The organism is Halobacteriovorax sp. RT-1-1 (assembly GCF_047085455.1).
In the GTDB taxonomy this organism is placed as follows: Bacteria; Bdellovibrionota; Bacteriovoracia; order Bacteriovoracales; family Bacteriovoracaceae; genus Halobacteriovorax_A.
The window spans coordinates 576,464-594,756 of the sequence record NZ_JBKIXZ010000001.1 but is presented as its reverse complement, the minus strand read 5'-3'; the positions used below and the strand labels follow the sequence as shown (position 1 = coordinate 594,756).

At 35.9% G+C, this 18,293-nt stretch carries 16 protein-coding genes; 8 read left to right on the top strand and 8 right to left on the bottom strand.

Annotated elements, in window-relative coordinates; translation table 11 throughout:
* Nucleotides 1–85: 85 nt before the first annotated feature.
* Nucleotides 86–796, bottom strand: a complete 711-nt coding sequence (locus ACMAWV_RS03035; protein WP_412469965.1) for a hypothetical protein — start codon at nt 794–796, stop codon at nt 86–88.
* Entirely contained in the window at nt 715–2,580 is a 1,866-nt protein-coding gene (locus tag ACMAWV_RS03030) for a tetratricopeptide repeat protein (protein ID WP_103218867.1), read from the bottom strand. The genes ACMAWV_RS03035 and ACMAWV_RS03030 overlap by 82 nt, the downstream gene beginning before the upstream one ends.
* A 491-nt stretch (nt 2,581–3,071) precedes the next feature.
* Here ACMAWV_RS03030 and ACMAWV_RS03025 point away from each other — a divergent pair, with 491 nt between their 5' ends.
* Genes ACMAWV_RS03025 through ACMAWV_RS03000 form a run of 6 tightly spaced genes read left to right on the top strand, consistent with a single transcriptional unit; the run spans nt 3,072 to nt 8,533 of the window.
* Nucleotides 3,072–3,461, top strand: a complete 390-nt coding sequence (locus ACMAWV_RS03025) for a polyhydroxyalkanoate synthesis regulator DNA-binding domain-containing protein (protein WP_103218866.1) — start codon at nt 3,072–3,074, stop codon at nt 3,459–3,461.
* Between the two features lie 45 nt (nt 3,462–3,506).
* Nucleotides 3,507–4,157, top strand: coding sequence for an outer membrane beta-barrel protein (locus ACMAWV_RS03020; RefSeq protein ID WP_103218865.1), 651 nt, complete (start codon nt 3,507–3,509; stop codon nt 4,155–4,157).
* On the top strand, nt 4,157–4,969 hold the full coding sequence (locus ACMAWV_RS03015) for an ArsA-related P-loop ATPase (RefSeq protein ID WP_103218864.1): 813 nt from the start codon (nt 4,157–4,159) through the stop codon (nt 4,967–4,969). Before ACMAWV_RS03020 ends, ACMAWV_RS03015 begins: the two co-directional genes overlap by 1 nt.
* Nucleotides 4,970–4,986: 17 nt before the next feature.
* A complete protein-coding gene (locus tag ACMAWV_RS03010; RefSeq protein ID WP_103218863.1) occupies nt 4,987–5,988 on the top strand; it encodes an ArsA family ATPase in 1,002 nt (333 codons plus the stop codon).
* Nucleotides 5,985–7,367: a pyridoxal-phosphate dependent enzyme gene (locus ACMAWV_RS03005; RefSeq protein ID WP_103218862.1), complete on the top strand. Its 1,383-nt coding sequence runs from the start codon at nt 5,985–5,987 to the stop codon at nt 7,365–7,367. Before ACMAWV_RS03010 ends, ACMAWV_RS03005 begins: the two co-directional genes overlap by 4 nt.
* Nucleotides 7,367–8,533, top strand: a complete 1,167-nt coding sequence (locus ACMAWV_RS03000) for a trans-sulfuration enzyme family protein (protein WP_412469966.1) — start codon at nt 7,367–7,369, stop codon at nt 8,531–8,533. Before ACMAWV_RS03005 ends, ACMAWV_RS03000 begins: the two co-directional genes overlap by 1 nt.
* On the opposite strand, the gene ACMAWV_RS02995 is transcribed toward ACMAWV_RS03000, so the two are convergent.
* A complete protein-coding gene (locus tag ACMAWV_RS02995; RefSeq protein ID WP_412469967.1) occupies nt 8,530–9,192 on the bottom strand; it encodes a hypothetical protein in 663 nt (220 codons plus the stop codon). The genes ACMAWV_RS03000 and ACMAWV_RS02995 overlap by 4 nt on opposite strands.
* Complete coding sequence (locus ACMAWV_RS02990; protein WP_103218859.1) at nt 9,173–10,243, bottom strand: hypothetical protein; 1,071 nt, start codon at nt 10,241–10,243, stop codon at nt 9,173–9,175. The genes ACMAWV_RS02995 and ACMAWV_RS02990 overlap by 20 nt, the downstream gene beginning before the upstream one ends.
* A 185-nt stretch (nt 10,244–10,428) precedes the next feature.
* Between ACMAWV_RS02990 and ACMAWV_RS02985 the strand changes: the two genes are divergently transcribed.
* The gene (locus tag ACMAWV_RS02985; RefSeq protein WP_412463023.1) at nt 10,429–11,241 is read left to right on the top strand and encodes an HD-GYP domain-containing protein; all 813 of its coding nucleotides are present in this window, start codon (nt 10,429–10,431) and stop codon (nt 11,239–11,241) included.
* On the opposite strand, the gene ACMAWV_RS02980 is transcribed toward ACMAWV_RS02985, so the two are convergent.
* The 4 genes from ACMAWV_RS02980 to ACMAWV_RS02965 all read right to left on the bottom strand — a co-directional run bounded on the left by ACMAWV_RS02980 (nt 11,238) and on the right by ACMAWV_RS02965 (nt 17,194).
* Nucleotides 11,238–12,713 carry a hypothetical protein gene (locus ACMAWV_RS02980; RefSeq protein WP_412469968.1) on the bottom strand — a complete coding sequence of 492 codons (1,476 nt, stop codon included), beginning with the start codon at nt 12,711–12,713 and terminating at the stop codon, nt 11,238–11,240. The two genes, ACMAWV_RS02985 and ACMAWV_RS02980, sit on opposite strands and share 4 nt — an antisense overlap.
* Nucleotides 12,714–12,806: 93 nt before the next feature.
* Nucleotides 12,807–13,697: a hypothetical protein gene (locus ACMAWV_RS02975; RefSeq protein ID WP_412469969.1), complete on the bottom strand. Its 891-nt coding sequence runs from the start codon at nt 13,695–13,697 to the stop codon at nt 12,807–12,809.
* A complete protein-coding gene (locus ACMAWV_RS02970; protein ID WP_103218856.1) occupies nt 13,694–14,521 on the bottom strand; it encodes a DUF455 family protein in 828 nt (275 codons plus the stop codon). The genes ACMAWV_RS02975 and ACMAWV_RS02970 overlap by 4 nt, the downstream gene beginning before the upstream one ends.
* Before the next feature lie 6 nt (nt 14,522–14,527).
* Nucleotides 14,528–17,194, bottom strand: a complete 2,667-nt coding sequence (locus ACMAWV_RS02965; RefSeq protein ID WP_103218855.1) for a helicase-related protein — start codon at nt 17,192–17,194, stop codon at nt 14,528–14,530.
* 111 nt (nt 17,195–17,305) lie between these two features.
* On the opposite strand from ACMAWV_RS02965, the gene ACMAWV_RS02960 reads away from it, so the two are divergent.
* On the top strand, nt 17,306–18,292 hold the full coding sequence (locus tag ACMAWV_RS02960) for an NAD(P)H-dependent flavin oxidoreductase (protein ID WP_412469970.1): 987 nt from the start codon (nt 17,306–17,308) through the stop codon (nt 18,290–18,292).
* Nucleotide 18,293 lies beyond the last annotated feature (1 nt).

Below are 18,293 nucleotides of genomic sequence, written 5' to 3'. Positions count from 1 at the left end.
ATTATTGCATAGAATAATACTAGAGTAATTTATACAAGAGATAAGATAAATTTACTAGAATTTATTAGGAAGCGTTGTTGCGCTGCTAGATAGATCCGCAGCTATCAACGATAAGGTCCAAGGCGAGGACTCTTTGCTTTTTATTTGTTTTTTTAGAGTTGTGAATTCCCTCTAAACGAATAAATTTATATTCGTTTTCTTGTAACTGAGAGAATGATGCGTTGAATTCATAATTGCCAATCATTGGCGTCTTATATTCAACAGACCCATCACTGTAATGTTTAATATCACCTTCAAGACACCCTTTGTCACAATAATTGCTATCGATATTCTTTATCTCACTAAAGAAAAGTCGGTTTCTTAAGAGAAAGTCATTTAATATTTTAAGTGATGAATAACGCTTTGCCTTTACTAACTCTGTAGAAATTTTCTTATAGAGAGTTCCTGAAATATCAGCTGCTAACTCTTCACTTGCATCGAGTGGAAGAATTAAGGTTTCTTGTCCTTTGAATGGAACATCAATGGCAAGGCTAAATGTTTCTTTATTTAAAATGGCATTATAAGTGAAGCGCTCTTGATTCTTGCCAAACTTCAAACGGCCACGGCCTTTAAATTCTTGGCAAATACCACTCGTTAAAAGCTTATGGGCCTCAACTTTATTCGTTGAAGCTCCAGCCTTATCTGATAAATCTTTTGGATTTGTTGTACAAGATATTAACGTGAAGCCGGCAAACGCACAGAGTCCAGCTTTTCGATATAATTTAGAATTTCTTCGCGTTCGTTTACTTTCGTACAATTTTTAAGTGCCTCGACATAATATTGACGAGCCTTTTCTGGCTTCTTCAAAGAAGTATATATGAGCCCTAAGTGCTTTGCAATGACCACATCGTCACTTACTAAAGCAAAGGCTTTTTTAATTTCGCGGTAAGCTTTCTGATATTCTCCAGTTTTGTAATAGTACCAACCTAAAGAATCACGGATATATCCATCTTGAGGGTTAAGCTGAACAGCTCTCTTAATATAAGCATAGGCTTTATCCATATGAACACCTTGCTCCAGGTATGTATAACCTAAGAAGTTCAGAGCATGTGAGTTATTTGGATCACGCTTTAAGATATCTAACATAATCTTTTCGGCTTTTGTGAATGCCTTATCTTTTTCATATAAAGATGCAAGATAATAAGCATGTCCATCTGTATAGCTATCGTGCTCAATATGAGATTCCATTAAAGCGATAGCTCGGCTTAGATCTTTTCGATTTTCATAGTAACCTGCAAGAATTACTTCTAATTCAAAACGTAACTCTTTTGATGCTTTTGAACGCTCTTTTACAAATTCAACAAGACGCTTTTCTTGCGCAGGATCTTTTTGTGCATATGTATTCAAAATATTTGCGATCTGAATATTTGACTCATGAAAGAGTGAGCTATCTTCTTTAATTCTTGAAAAATATGTTACCGCAAGATCACCTTCGTTAGACTGCTGATAAAGACTTGCTAGGTAATAAAGAACTTTATCTGAATCAGGGATAACAGTTAGAATCTCTTTAAAGATCCCTTTTGCATCCTCAATCTTATTAGTCTCTGTATAAATAACTCCCAATCTAACCTTTAAATTTAAATTCTCAGGATCTAGAGCTAGTAACTTCTCTAAGTAAGGAACAACTTCTTTATACTCACCATCTGTAAAAAGTAGATTTACGTATTTTCCAAGTGCAGTGTAATTATTTGGATCGTATTTCAAAAACTTCTGATAAAGAACCTTTGCAGACTTAAAATCACCTTGTTGTTCGTAAATCATTCCAAGCAGAATAGTACTTTGCTGATTAGTTGGATCAAGCTTTAAAGAATTATTAAAATACTTTTTGGCCTTCTTATAATCAGATTTTTCAAAGTGGATTTTGCCAGTATGAAAGGCATAAATACTGCGATTTTCGCGATCTTTTTGTGAGCAATAACTTAGCGTTCCAACAGCTTTCTTGAATTTCTTTTCATCCACATAAGCTTTTGAAAGATAAATACAAGCTTCACTTAAAATTGGTCTCGTTTTATAGACTAGTTCACGATATAGCTTGATTGACTGCTTTGATTTTCCCAATGCACCATATACGCCAGCAAGTAAGAGTCTTGCCTTAATCTTAATATCTTTGTCCGCATGTTTAATAAGGTACTTTAGCTCCCTTTTTCCATCTTCTAACTGACTCGACTTAATAAGTTCAACCGCATATTTTTTTCTTAGATAAATATCTTTAGGTTTTAAATCAACAACGTGTTTTAAGATAAGTGATGCCGAAACAGAATCACCACTCAAAGAAGCGTCTGCAGCTTTTAAGAAAAGGTCACTTGCGACATAATTTACCGTAGCGTCGCCCTTCGTTTTTGCTTCTTCTACAATCTCGCTAAGAGACTGATCAACAAACTCTTGCGCTCGCTTCGCCTTTTCAAAATCAGAAATGGTATTTGAAAGCTGTGAATCTTCATTGATATTAGACTCATCTTCAACATTATTGGTCGTTGCACAACCAATGAGTGTTACTAGCGCTATCGTGTAGAGTGAATTTTGAATGAAATTTTTAAACATCTAATATCCTTGGCCTTACTGCCTCAGTCTCTCATCGACCTAAATAGATATTTCTTAAAGAAAATTAATCCTTAATTTCGTAGGGGCAACATTAGGTAGAACTTAAGTATCAATGACTTGCATTAGTTCGACCTAATGCACGATAAATAGCTGAAATCATGGCAAATAAATGGATTCTCTTTGAATTTAGATAAAATTAAGAAGCCTATCCCTTGACAGTTACTGTCATTGACTGTTACTTCTCTGATGCAAATTTCAAAACGCTTAGCAATAGACACAGCGGGAATCAATAAAATATATGAACACCAACCTGTCTTTTGTTCAAAGTTGAACTTATAAGTAATTAATTTTACTGAACATAGCTTAACGGTGAAATTTATACAAAAAGCTTAACTATTACAAAGCGTCGTGTTAATTATTAACTCGTTTTAGCTCAAGAGAATTCTAAAATTAAACTTGAGATATATTCGTAAACCAATAGGGGTAGTAGAATGAATGATGTAAGAATTATTAAAAGGTACCAAAACAGAAAACTTTATGACACACACCAAAGTTGCTATGTAACACTTGAAGAGATCGCTCAAATCATCAGAGAAGGTCACGAGATTCAAGTAATCGATAACAAAACTAAAAATGACATCACTTACATGACTCAAATCCAACTTCTTTTTGATCAAGAGAAAAAGTCAACTAAGCCAGGTGACGTTGAACTTCTTAAGAGAGTTATCCGTGGTGAAGAAGGTACTTTCACTGGATATATTAGAGGTCTAGAAGGTATTGAAGCTCCAGTTGTTGAAGAAGCACCAGCTCAAACTTTCAACTCTTTCAACAGCGCAGCAAACCTAAACTCTTCTGTTGAAACTACGACTACTTTAAACTAATATAAGGCAGTTATTACTGCATATATATTTAGTTTAGAGGGTGAAATGATTTTTCAAATTTCAAAATCTATATTAAGGCCTGCAGTTATTCTAGCAGGCCTTTTTATTTTTGGTGTTCAAACACAAGCACAAACAGTTAAGCAATTGACTTCTTCTAAGTCAGCAAAGAAGAATTCAGATGCGGCAGCAGCGGCAGCTCTTCTTAGTGGCCAAGAGCTTCACATTCACTCAGTTGGGATCGGAATTGGTCAAACACTTCTAATGAGTGATCTTAAAGATAACGGTGAAGATAAAATTACGGCTGAATTATTTTATAATTACAAGGCTTCTTACTCGTTTGATTTTTACGCCAACCTACATTATTCAAAACATGAATATGAGAATACTTATTCGAAGACTGCAGGACTTCTTTTTGGAGCGAAAGGAAAGCTATTTCATTATGATGCATTCCAACCATTCCTTGCAGCAGGTCTTGGTTTCTTTAGGCCACAAATAAAGACTGATTCGTATAAGTCAGATGCAAAGACAGTATTTGGTTATCAACTAGGTGCAGGTGCAGACTTTGATTTAAATAGAAAAATCACAGTTGGTGCTATGGCCACATTCAACGATCCGTTTGATGTAGATCAAGAGAATCGCTCAGATGTTGAGGGATACTACTTTAAAGTTCTACTTACGGTATTCTACAAATTCTAATGAAGTTTAAAGACTTATATATCGTCACGGGAAAAGGAGGCGTTGGAAAAAGCCTCACTTCCGTGGCGCTTACTAAGTCGATTTCTGAACTTAATCATAATAAGAATGTATATTATTTCTCATTTGAACAAAATGAGGACAAAGAGCTAATCAAATCACTTAATATCAAAACTGTTGAGCTAACTCACTTAAGCTCAGTTCAAGAATATATTGCTCGTAAACTAAATTCAAAAACAATTGCCAAGTGGATTGTTTCAACTTCATTCTTTAAGGCCTTATTTGATATGGTCCCAAGTTTTGGTCAACTGATCTTCCTTGGACACATTATTGACCTTGCAAAAGAAGAAGAAAATATTGTGATTGTTGATGCTCCAGCATCTGGTCACCTACTTTCAACAATACACTCTCCAAAGGTCTTTAAAGATATTTTTAAAATAGGACCGATTGCAAACGATATCGATAAGATGCATAACTTCTTAACGAATAAAGAACACACTCAATGCGTTGTTGTTAGTATTCCGACAGAGCTAGCGGTTGAAGAAGGTATTGAATTAAGAACTGAACTTACTAATGAGTATAGTATTTCAACAATCGAAATCCTCAATTGTGATTTAACTCTGAACAAATTCCCAGAAGATGACACGCCTGACTTTATAAAGGTAAAGATTGAGAATCAAAGACACTTACAAGATAAGTTTCAGGTAAAATATGATCTCCACTTTCCTCAGATCATTGCACAGACGCAAGAGCAACAGGTTGAGGAATTAAGTGATATGATCATTGAAAAGATGGATATCTTTAAAACAAAATAAAAAGTAGGCTGTGACGAGTGAAGGACTTTAAGAAAATTGAGATTTTTTGTGGAACAGGAGGAGTTGGAAAAACAACGATTTCTGCATCCCGCGCTTTTTCTTTAGCGGCAAGGAATAAGAAAGTTCTACTTATTACTATTGATCCAGCTAAACGCTTAAGACAACTCCTCAATCTCAAAGATCAGTCTGAGATAGTTGAGTTCAAAAACGAAGAAATCTCTTTCGACGTTCTTCTTCTTGACTGCAAATCTTCATTTGAAAAGATCTTAGGTGCAAAGGTTGATAATAAGATTTTAGAAAACTTAACGAGTTCACGCGGTGGACTTAATGAGATTCTTGCAGTCCTTGAAATTCAGTCTCAAATTAATCGCAATATCTATGATGCGATCGTAGTGGATACAGCACCAGGAAAGAACTTTTTAGACTTCCTTAATTCCTCAAAGAAGATCAATCGCTTCTTTAATAAGACATTTGCGGAAGCATTTAATTATATTACAAATCAAAATAAACCAGGGCGTTTTTTCAACCGCATTATCTCAACGGGGATTGAAAAGTTCCTTAGTTACCTTGAAAGTGTAACTGGACAAGGATTTATCAACGACTTCCTTGAGGCGATCTCAATTCTCTACGGTAATCGAGAGAAGTTTATCGATGGATTAAGTGTAGAAAAAACATTAAATGATCCTGCTCACTCGAGGTGGTATTTAGTAACTTCAGCAGAGCACATGAAAGAGGTCGAAACGAAGCAAATCTTTGACTCAATTCAAGCTCAAATGAACACCGAACGTTACCTCATTATCAATAAATCATGGTATAACAATCTCGCATCGTGGCAGCCTAAAACGACACAGATGCAAGAATTTAAAGAAACAATAATTAAACAAGAAGAAATAAAAACTTCCATTTCGAAGAAGTCCAATATCGAAACTCTTACGTTTCCAGATCTTGTGACTTTTGACCCGATAGAGCAACTAAGGGCCCTACAGGACAACTGGAAGAAAACGGAGAAAGAAGTATGATGAAAGGTGCTAAGGCAAACGTTGTTGAAGCAATTGGTAATACACCAATCGTAAAATTAAATAGTATTGGTAAAGATACAAATTGTGAATTCTACGTGAAGTTAGAATATATGAACCCGGGTGGGTCAACAAAAGATCGTATCGGTGCTTATATGCTTGATCGTGCAGTTGAAGAAGGTGTTCTAAAGCCAGGTGGAACAATTATTGAAGGAACATCTGGAAATACAGGTGTTGGACTTGCAATGTGGGCAGCAGTTCACGGTTACAAATGTATCTTCGTTCTAGCTGACAAACAATCAAAAGAGAAAATTGATAACCTAAGAGCTTTCGGTGCAAAAGTTGTTGTATGTCCAACAAATGTTGAGCCTGAAGATCCTCGTTCTTACTACTCTGTTTCTAAAAAACTTTCAGAAACAATTCCAAACTCATTTTATGTAAATCAATACGATAACCTACATAACAGAAATACTCACTATACATGGACTGCTCCAGAAATGTATGAGCAAACTCAAGGTGATTTTGATGTATTCATGGCAGCTGTAGGTACAGGTGGAACAATTTCTGGTTGTGGACGCTACTTCAAAGAGAAAATGGATAAAGTAGAAATCATTGGTGTTGACTGTGTTGGTTCAATTATCGCGGGTTACCACAAGACTGGTGAAATGGGTCAAGCACACTCATATGTTCTTGAGGGTGTTGGTGAAGACTTTATTCCTGAAAACTATGACTTTGACTTAATTGATGACTTTGAAGTTATTAACGATAAAGAATCATTTCTTATGACAAGAAGACTTCTTAAAGAAGAAGGAATTTATGCTGGTGGTTCAGCTGGTGCCGTAATTGAAGGTGCTTTAAAGTATGCAGCAAAACAAACTGAACCAAAGAAAATCCTTATCCTACTACACGATTCAGGAAACCGTTATGCTTCAAAAATCTATAATGATGATTGGATGAGTGATGGTGGTTACCTTGATTCTTCTTTTAACGTTCAAATTTCAGAAGTACTTAACACTCTTGGAAAGAATGGAAATATCATCACTGTTGAAGACACAACAACAATTGGTGAAGCAATTACACTTATGGAAGAAAAGAATATTTCTCAGCTTCCTGTAGTTAATAAAGGTGGAGATATTCTAGGTCTTTGTACAGAGAAGAACCTAATTAAGCCTGTTATCATGGGCGAGTTCCAAAAAGACGACAATATCTCTCTTGCAATCTCTAATAACTACCGCGTAGTTGATTGTAACGAACTTCTTGAAACTGTAGCAGATGCACTTTTAAAGAAAGAAGTTGCTATCATTACTAAGAATGGAAAAGTTTCAGATGTACTTTCTGAAATCGACGTTCTTCAGTATATGTCTGAGAAAGGCTCAAAGTAATGAAAAAGGCCAAGCTTAAACAAGCGGCCAAAGCCTCGGTGTGTATTCACGCCGGGGCATATCCTGATAAAGAAACAGGTGCGGTTATTCCACCTATTTATCAAACTACGACCTATGCTCAATCTAGTCCTGGTGAGCACCAAGGTTACGAATACTCAAGATGTCACAATCCAACACGAACAAGACTTGAAGAAGCTCTAGCTGCACTTGAAAATTCAAAGTATGCATTGGCCACGTCAAGTGGGGTCTCAATAGAGATGCTTATTATGCATTCGCTACCAGCAGGCTCGACAATTTTATGTGGAGATGATGTATATGGTGGCACTTACCGTCTCTTTACAACAGTCTTTAACTCAATTCACAATTTTATCTTTGTCGACACAACTGATGTGAATAAAGTTGAAGTTGTACTAAAAGAACACAAACCAAAGCTCTTGTGGGTAGAAACACCAACAAATCCACTCTTAAAAATATCCGATATTAAAAAAGTATCTGGGTTAGCTAAAAAGCATAAGGCCATAACAGTTGTCGATAATACTTTTATGAGTCCTTATTTTCAAAACCCTCTTGATTTAGGTGCTGATATTGTTATGCATTCAGTAACTAAATATATAAATGGCCACTCTGACGTTGTCGGAGGTGCTTGTATGCTTAACAATAAGAAACTCTATGAGAAATTGTGGACACTACAGAAATCACTAGGGCCAACACAATCCCCTTTTGACTCATGGCTAGTTCTTCGCGGTATAAAAACTCTTGCTATAAGAATGGAAGCTCATGCAAAGAATGCGATGAAAATTGCTAAGTATCTTGAGGGCCATCCTAAAGTCGAAAAGGTCATGTACCCAGGACTTAAGTCTCACCCACAACACTCAATTGCAAAGAAGCAAATGTCAGGCTTTGGCGGAATGATTACATTCTTTTTAAAAGGTGATATCAAGCAGTCGAAGAGATTTTTACAAAAAGTTAAAATGTTTTCACTAGCAGAAAGCCTTGGTGGAGTTGAAAGCCTTATTGAACATCCAGCTATTATGACTCATGCTTCTGTTCCAAAAAATGTTCGTGAAAGTATTGGTCTGACAGATAACCTGATTAGATTATCTGTCGGTATAGAAGATGCTAACGATCTTATTGCAGATTTAGAAACAGCATTTAAATCAGTTTAAAAAGTTCCTGGGCCAGCGCTTTCATCAATTTGAAAGTCACCAGATGATTCAATTGTAGATTGCTCTTGGCCATTATCTTCTTTAACTTCAGTTTTTTCTACTACAGGTTTAAACTCTGCTCTTTTTCTTTTTAAATCTTCTGGAATTCTAGCAATTGGCTTTCTAATCATTATGTAGTCATAGTTTCCATTGCGACTAAATACTGTATTAGCATTTAAGTATTCTTCTACTAGAAGTTTTGCACAGAAAACACGTCCATGATCATCATTAAGACTATTTTTTGCACCAGAAGCAAAGATGAGACCGTCATCTTCAATTATTTTTTTAATTGTCTTATATTCATCACAGAATTCGTTTGAAGTTGCATGACACTCACCTTCTTTACGAAAGACATCTACTGAATTTGAAGTCGACTTAACGTGAATTGGATCGCGACAAATATCAATAAGCCAATTACGATTCATATACTTATATTGATTATGGGCGATCTCAATTTCGCACTCTTTCTTACTAATAGTTATAGTCTTATTCAAAAGACCAAATGGTGCTGATTTGTGTTTTACAGAAACATCAAATGAAGACTGAAAGCAGTCAGTTCCAGTAAAGGCAATTGCCTGAGCTGTGATAAAGAAAACGATACTAGATTTTAGAAATTGCATTTTTATCTACCTCTACCATTAGGATGGTTTGATCATTTGGTAAAAAATCATCTTCATTATATCCCTTTTTACTTTGAAATGTTAATTCACTAATTAACTCAACTGGAGATGACCAGTTTTTCTTAATAAAAGAAATATACTCTTCGCCATTAACAATATGGTCGTTATTCTTGAAATATCCAGGCGATAGTAAAAGAACTCCCTTCCCCTTTTCTAATTGAACACTCTGCTTCTTAACTTCATATGAGTTTGGAAAGCTATATTCATTTGATGAAATTAGAATATCATTTTGAGAAAGAATCTCATGGGCACCAATATTAATACTCTCGAGAGTAAGATCAGCTAGTGTTAATTTAGCGACTAGAATAGATGCCTCTCCGAACTCCGAGAAATCCTCAGTACGCTCTTCAAGTTGGCCAAGAATCTTATCCATTGTAAGGCTGCCTTCAGCTTTCCATCCTTCAATCATCGTTAAGAAACTCCCAATGAGCATATATGATGTAGCATGCAGGGAGATAATCCAAACATCTCCACCTACTTTAAAAAAATCGAAGAATTCACCACCATTAGATGTTCCCGCACAAAAACGTGACGTAATCCCAACTCCTCGAATCTTTTCACTTCTAAAAGGGGCCATATTCTTATGCATTTCTCTAATGCTTTCAACTTGTCCAACAAGTCCTTCCATGACGCTATTCATTTTATAAAGCAGCTTTTTTTGAAGCTCCATTGCTTTTAGGCCTTCAATTGCATTCTTCATATTTAGTAAGTTCTCTTCAACTGATTTATCAGCAAAGAAAACACCTAGACACATTTCATTTTCAAGAATTGATTTATCAATCTGATCTCCATCATGAAAAACAATGATAAAGTACTCATCATTAGCAATATCATTTTGTGATTTTGTAAAGGCCACTTGACTTGCAGCTGATTCGTTATTTTCTTCTGAAACATCTTGATTAAAATCTGAAAGCTCTAGCAATTTTAGTAGATTATTGAGCTTATCTACGGCAATTTTGTCGATATTAGACTCGACGATACGAATACGCATAACTCTTCCTAAGTATTTAAAATTAAATAGTGATGACACGATTTTTTGGCATCTTGAAAATCCATTTTAGCATATTAAGCGACCAATATCATATAAATGAGCCGATTAAATTAAAGATTCCTTAAGAATGACCCGAAGAATTATTAGAATATGGGTATAACCCGACTGTAACACTAGGTCTTATAATGAAGAAGAGTAAAATCGTAAATTTGGGAGAGAGACGTAAGAAAGCAAGTACTCGTAAAAGTACTGCGACAAAGAAGTCTCAATCCGCAGTCATCTCTGAAAAAACCGTTGTTAATGCAAGGGGAACAACTGATGATCCAACAAAAAGGCTAGAAGCTGAGAATAAAGCACTTAAGCTTGAGCAAAAGAAGATTTGCGAAATGGCCGCGAGAACAATTCTTCATGCACTAGATTGCAAAGACCACTACACTTACGGACACAGTACACGTGTTGCTTATTTTAGTTTAACACTTGGAAAAGAAATCGGACTTAATGAAGACGAATTATATGACTTAGAACTTTCTGCACTTTTCCACGACATTGGAAAAATTGGTGTACCAGATGAGGTTTTAAATAAGCCTTCAAGACTTACTGAAGACGAATTTCTTCAGATGAAAAGTCATCCAGAAAAATCATTTGAAATCCTCCAAGGATTTACTCATTTTGAAAAAGTCGCTACATTTGCAAAATATCACCATGAAAGATGGGATGGACGAGGATACCCTGAAGGACTTAAGGGTGAAGATATTCCATTATTCTCTAGAATTATTCTAATTGCAGATACTTTCGATGCAATGACTTCAACGCGTGTTTATCGTAAGGGACTAGACTACGAAGTTGCTTATGCTGAGCTTGAAGAATTCTCTGGATCACAATTTGACCCAGAGTTAGCACGAGCATTTGTAAGAGCGATGAAAAAAGAAGAAGCGAAACAAGAAAAAACGTTCACGCTTACAATCATCGACGGCCTCTTTAAGAAAGACGCCGCCTAATTACAATTTGGCGTTTCAGCAACAGTATTAATATAATACATCTGTAAAGTTCTACAGTCGTACTCTGATGCTAAAACCTTAGAGGTTGCACATTCGTTAGGTTTCCCTTCTTGTAGTGCCCATTTCATATTAGCTTCACACTTAAGATAGGCTTTGCGATCAACACATGCCCAGTGTTTTCCTTTACAATTATATACTAGACCTTGGCCAAACTCTGTATACTTAGGAGGCTCAACATACTCTAGCCTTTCAACAACCTCTTTCTTTTCCTCTTCCAACTTATCAACAATTTTATCAAGTTGATTATCAAGAGAATCTGACTTCACATCATCTTCATCTTTTTCTCCAAAGCTACCTGTAGTATCGACCTGCGTTTGAGGAACGACAATGGGCTCAGGATTAACTTCTGTATTCTTCTCTCCCACATCTAATACTGTCTCTTCAACTTTTTCCTCAACTTGAGGTTCCGTTATTGTTTCAACTGGTGCTACTGCAGGTTCTTCAACTTGCGGCTCAGGCTGTACCTGTGGCACTGGCTCTGGTTGAGGCGCTGGTTCAGGTTGAGTCTCTGGTTGAACAGAAGGCTGAGTTTCAGCTTGTTGTGATTGAGCATTTTGAGTCTCTTGTACTTGTTGAGACTGTTCCGTCGTTTGCTCTTGAGCTTTCTTTGGCTTCTTCTTACGAGGCTTTTTCTGTCTCTTTACTGGTGGGACTTCCGGAACTTCATTGTCACTCTCATCTGTTAAAACAAATTGATCTATGGCAAGGAGAACAACTGCAACAATTAAGACAAGCTTAATTAACTTACTCTTATCAGAGTCCTTTTTCTTATTTTCATCTTCATCATCTTCATCTTCGTCTTCATCTTCATCATCTTCGTCATCTTCGTCGGCATCATCTTCTTCACCGTTATCTTTTTTTGAAGACTTTTTCTTAAGCATTTTAGCCAGGAATGGAAGTTGCTTTTCTAAAAACGACTTTTCTTCTTCATCGTCTTCATCTTCATCTTCATCTTCGTCATCACGATCTTCTTCCTCATCTTCTTCCTCATCTTCATCAGAAGATTTTTTCTTAAAGAGCTTTGCTATTGACGGAAAGTTTTTGGATAGAAATGATTCCTCGTCGTCTTCATCTTCATCATCATCTTCATCATCTTCATCATCATCTTCATCATCATCTTCGTCGTCATCTTCATCTTCTTCATCCTCATCAACATTTTGAGGCTCAGACATAACGACTTCATCATCTGATCCAGAATCATACTCATCTTCTTCTAATTCAGTATCGGCCAACTCTTTTGCGCCAGGAATTTTAACATCTGTTGATGTTGCATCATCAAAATCCGAATCATCCTCATCCTCATCTTCATCAGATTCGAATTCATCTTCTTCAAATTCTTCAAGTAGCTCTTCGTCTTCCTCCGACTTTTTAAGCTTACCTTTCATCTTGTCAAAAAATCCCTTCTTGGCCACAAGTACTCCTAATCTAAACCAAAGAACTCTTCCATTTTACTGTATAATTGAAGATCTACGAAGGAATATTATCTATTTAGCATTCTTGCCCAACTACTTAAGTCGGTTATAGTAGCAAATATTTTTTACGAATGAAGGAGAAAGGATAAGTGAATCTTTATTCAAATACTGTTTATCACCAAAATGAAGAGTTCCCTCTCCAAGTATTTTAGAAATATTGAATATAACTTCACCCATCGTGCGACGATAATTTAATTCAACAAGGGGGCAAAGTTTTAACGTCCCCTCTTCATCTTCATAAATCATATTGTCGAATTGTATCTTAGAAATCTCTGAATTTGGTAAATTAGACTGAATTAAGTCTATCGTTGAATTTAGGTTGAACTTAACATCTAAATCAGAAAGAGATATTAAACGTCCACCTTTAAATTGACCTTTTGAATTCGTAAAATTTTCTACGATGTAATACTCTCTAGTTTTTAGATTATAGGTAACGCCAAAAGTTTTTTTTACATTAACATATTTAGACAATACACCAGGATAACTTACACGCGAAAGATCTTCTTTATTCTGGATTAACCTATTACCTATCCCTGAAAATGTTTGATCCGGCCGATAAAATTTAATCTCATTTAAAACCACATCATCTTTTGAATTAATGATCATATCCTCAAGAGGCCTATGCCAACTGGCAAGCCAACATTTTGAATTTAGAGTTTTTGCTAAATCAAAGTTAGTAAGATCTCCCCACCAATTTTGGTACTCTTTAAGATCATTCGTTATTTCCGATTTAATAAATCCTAGTTTCGATAAATGACTGAGATATTCAGCAGTATAGGCCAATTTTGTACATAATATATTTTCACAGGAATCATTAACGAGAAAAAAAATATATTCTAATTCACTTAGGTATTTATCATTTTTTAGATTAGGATTATTGGCAGCGAGAGCAGCATCAAAGTCGAGATTAACACGATATTTCACTTCCATTCCTTGCGGTTAGTTACAATGAATTCGTCTTTAAAATTTTCAATACGAGAAATGAAGTCATTATCCATTCCTGTTCTCACACGCCCTTCTCTATCAAAGATCATTCCTTTAGCTCGGGCTGGAGATAAAAGATCAGGAAGAGACTGGACGTAAAACTCCCAAAGATTACTTTGATCACGCCATTTGTTTAGCCAATGAACTCCAAAACCAACATGTGAAATCTCATCCTCGTAAACTACATTAAGAATAGCTGCTGATTTCTTATCATCAACACCTTGAAAAATATCTCGATAAAACTTAGCAAAGTCTAAATTGGCCGCTTCAAATGTCAGGGCCATTACCGCAAAGTATTCTTCAAAGCTTGTAATCTTTTGCATCTGTCGCCAAAAGAAGTCATTTACAGGTAAATCGCCAAAGTCGATACCAAAGTCATTCATTCTCTTGCGATAGAGATTGAAATGTTTAATTTCGTCATCAATTGTTTGAAGTAAGCCTGAAGCAATTCTTTTATATTGAGATTTATCTTCGATAGGGATGTACATGAGTGCTGTCGCCATCATTTCAATGGCCAATAGTTCATGATTAGCAAAGAAGTGCAACGCCATGGCCTTCTTTTCATCCAAGTGAAAGCTTCCTCTTTTTGGAAACTTAATCTGCTCAGCAGAAAATGAAATCTTCCCCTCTCTAGATGGATGAAGATCTTTTATACCATCTTTAGTTTTAAAATAATTGAGATCCGTAACAACATCAGAAGTTGTTAACTTATCTTCAAGAAATGGAGATTCCAGCAATAACTTTGCGTATTCGTAAGTATTCATTAAACTCTAACGTTTAGGACTAGTATTTTTTCTCTTACGACTTACATTTCTTTTTCGACTCTGTCCAGGACGCCCATTTCCTTTGAAATTTCTTCCTGTAGACCCCTTAGAAGCTCCTTGCTTACTGCCAGGTTTACCTTTGAATCGCCCACCACCTGGTTTGCGACGGTTAGTCTTGCGTTTCTCAAAGCATTCTTCACAAATTGGAAAGCGTGAGTCTTCAGGTAACTTAACACTACAAGAAGAACATCTAGCAATAATCTTTTGTGAAAGAAGTTCATTTAGTTGGTCGATTGCAAGTTGCTTATTATTAAGAAGTTCAACTTCTGAATAAACGAAGTTCTTATTGTTGAAGTGCCTTGATAACCATTGATAAAGCTCAACACACTTGATTGATGTCTCTAGATAATCAATATCATTAGAGCCATATTCAATTGGCTCACATGGAATTCCTTCCATATTAACGTACTTATGAAGAATCCAGTTGTAGAATTGAACATGATCCATTAACCCAAGGTTTACTGGAGCACAAGCAAATCCGAAGATTTCAGCATCCGTAAGTATTCCATTCGAATCAGCGTCTTCTACCATTTCAGCAAGCTCAATCATCTCCTTCATATCTACGCAGTAGAAAGGAGCCTGGAAAGTCATCGTGTTAAACAGACGAAGAAATTCCGAAAGCTTAAGCTTTGGTAAGTTATTATCGATTAGGGCCTTATTAACCTGATTAAAGATATCAAGGTCAGGTCCAACCATACACTGATCACTTTGTTCAAGAGTCGCACTCAAGGCTTCATTGATTGACTCAATTCCATCTTCTACTTTTCTCAGACAAGTAACTGTTCCGCGTGGGAACCTTTGAAAACGTCCTGCTCGTCCACCAATTTGTTTAATCTCACTAATCGAAATATCATGTTGGTGACCATCAAAGAACTTAGAAAGTGTTGAGAACACTACCCTTTTAATTGGAAGGTTCATTCCCATTGCAATTGCATCAGTTGACACGATTACATCAGTTTCACCTTGATCAAACTTACGTGCTTGTTCACGACGAACTTCTGGAGAAAGCCTTCCATAAACAATCGAAACCTTATAACCTAAGCGTTCAAGATCTCTTTTATGTCTTAGAGCATTCTTTCTAGAAAATACAATAAGAGCGTCATTTTTTTGCATATCAGCTAAAACAATTGGATGTCTTTCTACTGATAACTCAGTCATACGAGTATATTCATTAATGATTAGTTCATCACCACATAGATCAACAATCACTTTAACAAGATCAAGTGCTGAAGCATCACCACAAAGGTGTACTTCATCGGCCATAATATTAACAAGTGCTCTTGTCCATGCCCAACCACGTGAAGGATCAGTGATCATTTGAATTTCATCAATTACACAACAATCGAAAACCTCTTGTAATCGTGCCATTTCAATTGTCGAAGAGTAATGTGTCGCACCCTCTCTCTCAATAACCTCTTCACCAGTAAGAAGTGTTGTTACAGCACCTTTTGCATTAAGTGTATCGTAAAGTTCTGCAGCTAGAAGTCTAAGAGGTGCTAGATAGCAACCTTTAGGAACTGTCGATAGCTTTTCAATTGCGTGATAAGTTTTCCCCGAGTTAGTCGGCCCCATATGATAGACAATCTTTCTCTTCATCTGTCTTGCTGAAGAGTGAACCCAGAATTCCCCAAGATACTCTTGAAGAATTGTCGAAGAAACGTCTTTCTTTTTTAAAATGATAATTGATTTAACAAATTTCTTAAATTCTCGTTCTAGATATCTTTCATTTCTCCAGTAGTGAGTTGAAAGAGAACGATAAAATTTATCATATTCCGCATTAGTAATAAGATCAGTACTAAGCTCATTGGCTTCAAGGTATTGATCGAATAGCATGCTTACATTTCGACGATGTAATGAAGCGAGCTCTGACGGATAAGCAAATTCCGATTTAAAGTATTGTTTAACCTGATTCTCTAAACGATTTAGAGAAGATCTTTTTATTGTATTTCTTAGTTTATAGAAATTCTTATCTAGTGTTTTTTGTAGATTAAAGACTAGATCTGAAACAACATGGATTCCATTATCAATCTCTTCTTTAATTTGTTCTTTAGTTGATTCAATCAACTCAACACAGCTTTCATAAACTGAGTCTCGTAATAGTGCTCTAAAATCATTAACACATTTAATACACTGACACTTAAGCTCACTGATTTTGTGTTTTGTTAAATCAATATCTGAGCGAATGAAAGTTTGCGTTGCCTCGTGATGATTTAATACTTTCTGTCCCCACTCATAAAATGTCTTTTCATGAAGTGAAAGAATATTTTGCGAGAGTCCACCATCTTGACCAAAGAAGATTGCTTCATTCTCAGGAATCATACAGTCGTCAATAAAAATAAGATCGAGGATATTATCTTGTTTGATTAATAAATTAAAATTAGTGAAGTCTTTGTTAAAGAAATAAACTAAAGATGGATTCTCATCAAAAATAGTCCATAATTTTGTTAACGTTGACTCTAAAAAGCCAAGAACGACGAGTGCATCTTCACTGGCCCTTACATAACTATCGTCATCGGAAAAATTATTGACCTTAATAATTGTTTTACGTTCTGTTTCTATGTTTTCTCGAATTGCTGAGAAGTCAGGTAGCTTATTTATTTCTTGTGAGCTCATTCTCTAAGAGTACGTTGAGGGAAGAAATTGTGCAAGTAATCTTAGGTGTTAAATACAAAAAAATGCATTATAATTGAGCTATAAAAATATATATAGAAAAATGGATTGCATATGATGAAAACATGGCTAACAGAAACTTTTAATATCAAATACCCAATTATTATGGCCCCAATGTTCCTTGTAACTAGTATCGATATGCTGGTTGAGGCTTCTAAGGCAGGTATTATGGGTTGTATCCCTGCTCTTAACTGGCGTACTCCAGAAGAGTTTGAAGAAGGACTAAAAGAATTAAAAGAAAGATGTGAAGGTCCTTTTGGAATCAATATCATTGTAAATCAGTCAAACATCCATATGCACAAGCAAATTGAGCTTTGCGCGAAGTATGCTCCAGACTTCATTATCACATCACTTGGAAATCCAAAAGAAGTTATCGAAAAGTGTCGTCCACAAGGAACTAAGATAATTTGTGATGTCGTTGATCTTAAATATGCACAAAAAGTTCAAGACCAAGGAGCTGATGCAGTAATTGCAGTAAACTCTGGTGCCGGGGGACACGCGGGACCAACACCAGCAAGTATTCTCGTTCCACTACTTAAAAAGAACTTAAATATACCAGTTATTTCAGCTGGAGGTATTGCAACAGGATCGGGCCTCTTTAGTATTATGGCCCTAGGATGCGAAGGTGTTTCAATCGGTTCTCCATTCATTGCGACGAAAGAATCAATCGTATCTGATGCTTATAAAGAAGCAGTCGTTCAATATGGTGCTAAAGATATTGTCATGTCGAATAAAATTTCAGGGACGCCTTGTACAGTTATCAACACTCCTTACGTGCAAAAGATTGGAACTGAACAAAATGTTATTGAAAAGGCCATGAGCAAAAATAAGAAGCTTAAAAAGTATGCGAAAATGCTTACTGGTTACAAAGGAATGAAAGCTGTTGAGAATGCAGCTTTTGGTGCCACATACAAAACAGTTTGGGTTGCCGGACCTTCAATTGAGTTCATTACAAAGATTGAAACTGTTAAAGAAATTGTTGACCGAATTGTTTCTGAATTTGAAACATCTGTTGACGAATTTTTAGCTAAAAGATCCTAAT

Excerpts from the sequence above, each read along its gene's own strand:
- ACMAWV_RS03025 (WP_103218866.1), top strand. The coding sequence starts at position 3,072 with ATGAATGATGTAAGAATTATTAAAAGGTACCAAAACAGAAAACTTTAT.
- ACMAWV_RS02990 (WP_103218859.1), bottom strand. The coding sequence starts at position 10,243 with ATGCGTATTCGTATCGTCGAGTCTAATATCGACAAAATTGCCGTAGAT.
- ACMAWV_RS02985 (WP_412463023.1), top strand. The coding sequence starts at position 10,429 with ATGAAGAAGAGTAAAATCGTAAATTTGGGAGAGAGACGTAAGAAAGCA.
- ACMAWV_RS03015 (WP_103218864.1), top strand. The coding sequence starts at position 4,157 with ATGAAGTTTAAAGACTTATATATCGTCACGGGAAAAGGAGGCGTTGGA.
- ACMAWV_RS03030 (WP_103218867.1), bottom strand. The coding sequence starts at position 2,580 with ATGTTTAAAAATTTCATTCAAAATTCACTCTACACGATAGCGCTAGTA.
- ACMAWV_RS02995 (WP_412469967.1), bottom strand. The coding sequence starts at position 9,192 with ATGCAATTTCTAAAATCTAGTATCGTTTTCTTTATCACAGCTCAGGCA.
- ACMAWV_RS02970 (WP_103218856.1), bottom strand. The coding sequence starts at position 14,521 with ATGAATACTTACGAATACGCAAAGTTATTGCTGGAATCTCCATTTCTT.
- ACMAWV_RS03020 (WP_103218865.1), top strand. The coding sequence starts at position 3,507 with ATGATTTTTCAAATTTCAAAATCTATATTAAGGCCTGCAGTTATTCTA.
- ACMAWV_RS02965 (WP_103218855.1), bottom strand. The coding sequence starts at position 17,194 with ATGAGCTCACAAGAAATAAATAAGCTACCTGACTTCTCAGCAATTCGA.
- ACMAWV_RS02960 (WP_412469970.1), top strand. The coding sequence starts at position 17,306 with ATGATGAAAACATGGCTAACAGAAACTTTTAATATCAAATACCCAATT.
- ACMAWV_RS03005 (WP_103218862.1), top strand. The coding sequence starts at position 5,985 with ATGATGAAAGGTGCTAAGGCAAACGTTGTTGAAGCAATTGGTAATACA.
- ACMAWV_RS03000 (WP_412469966.1), top strand. The coding sequence starts at position 7,367 with ATGAAAAAGGCCAAGCTTAAACAAGCGGCCAAAGCCTCGGTGTGTATT.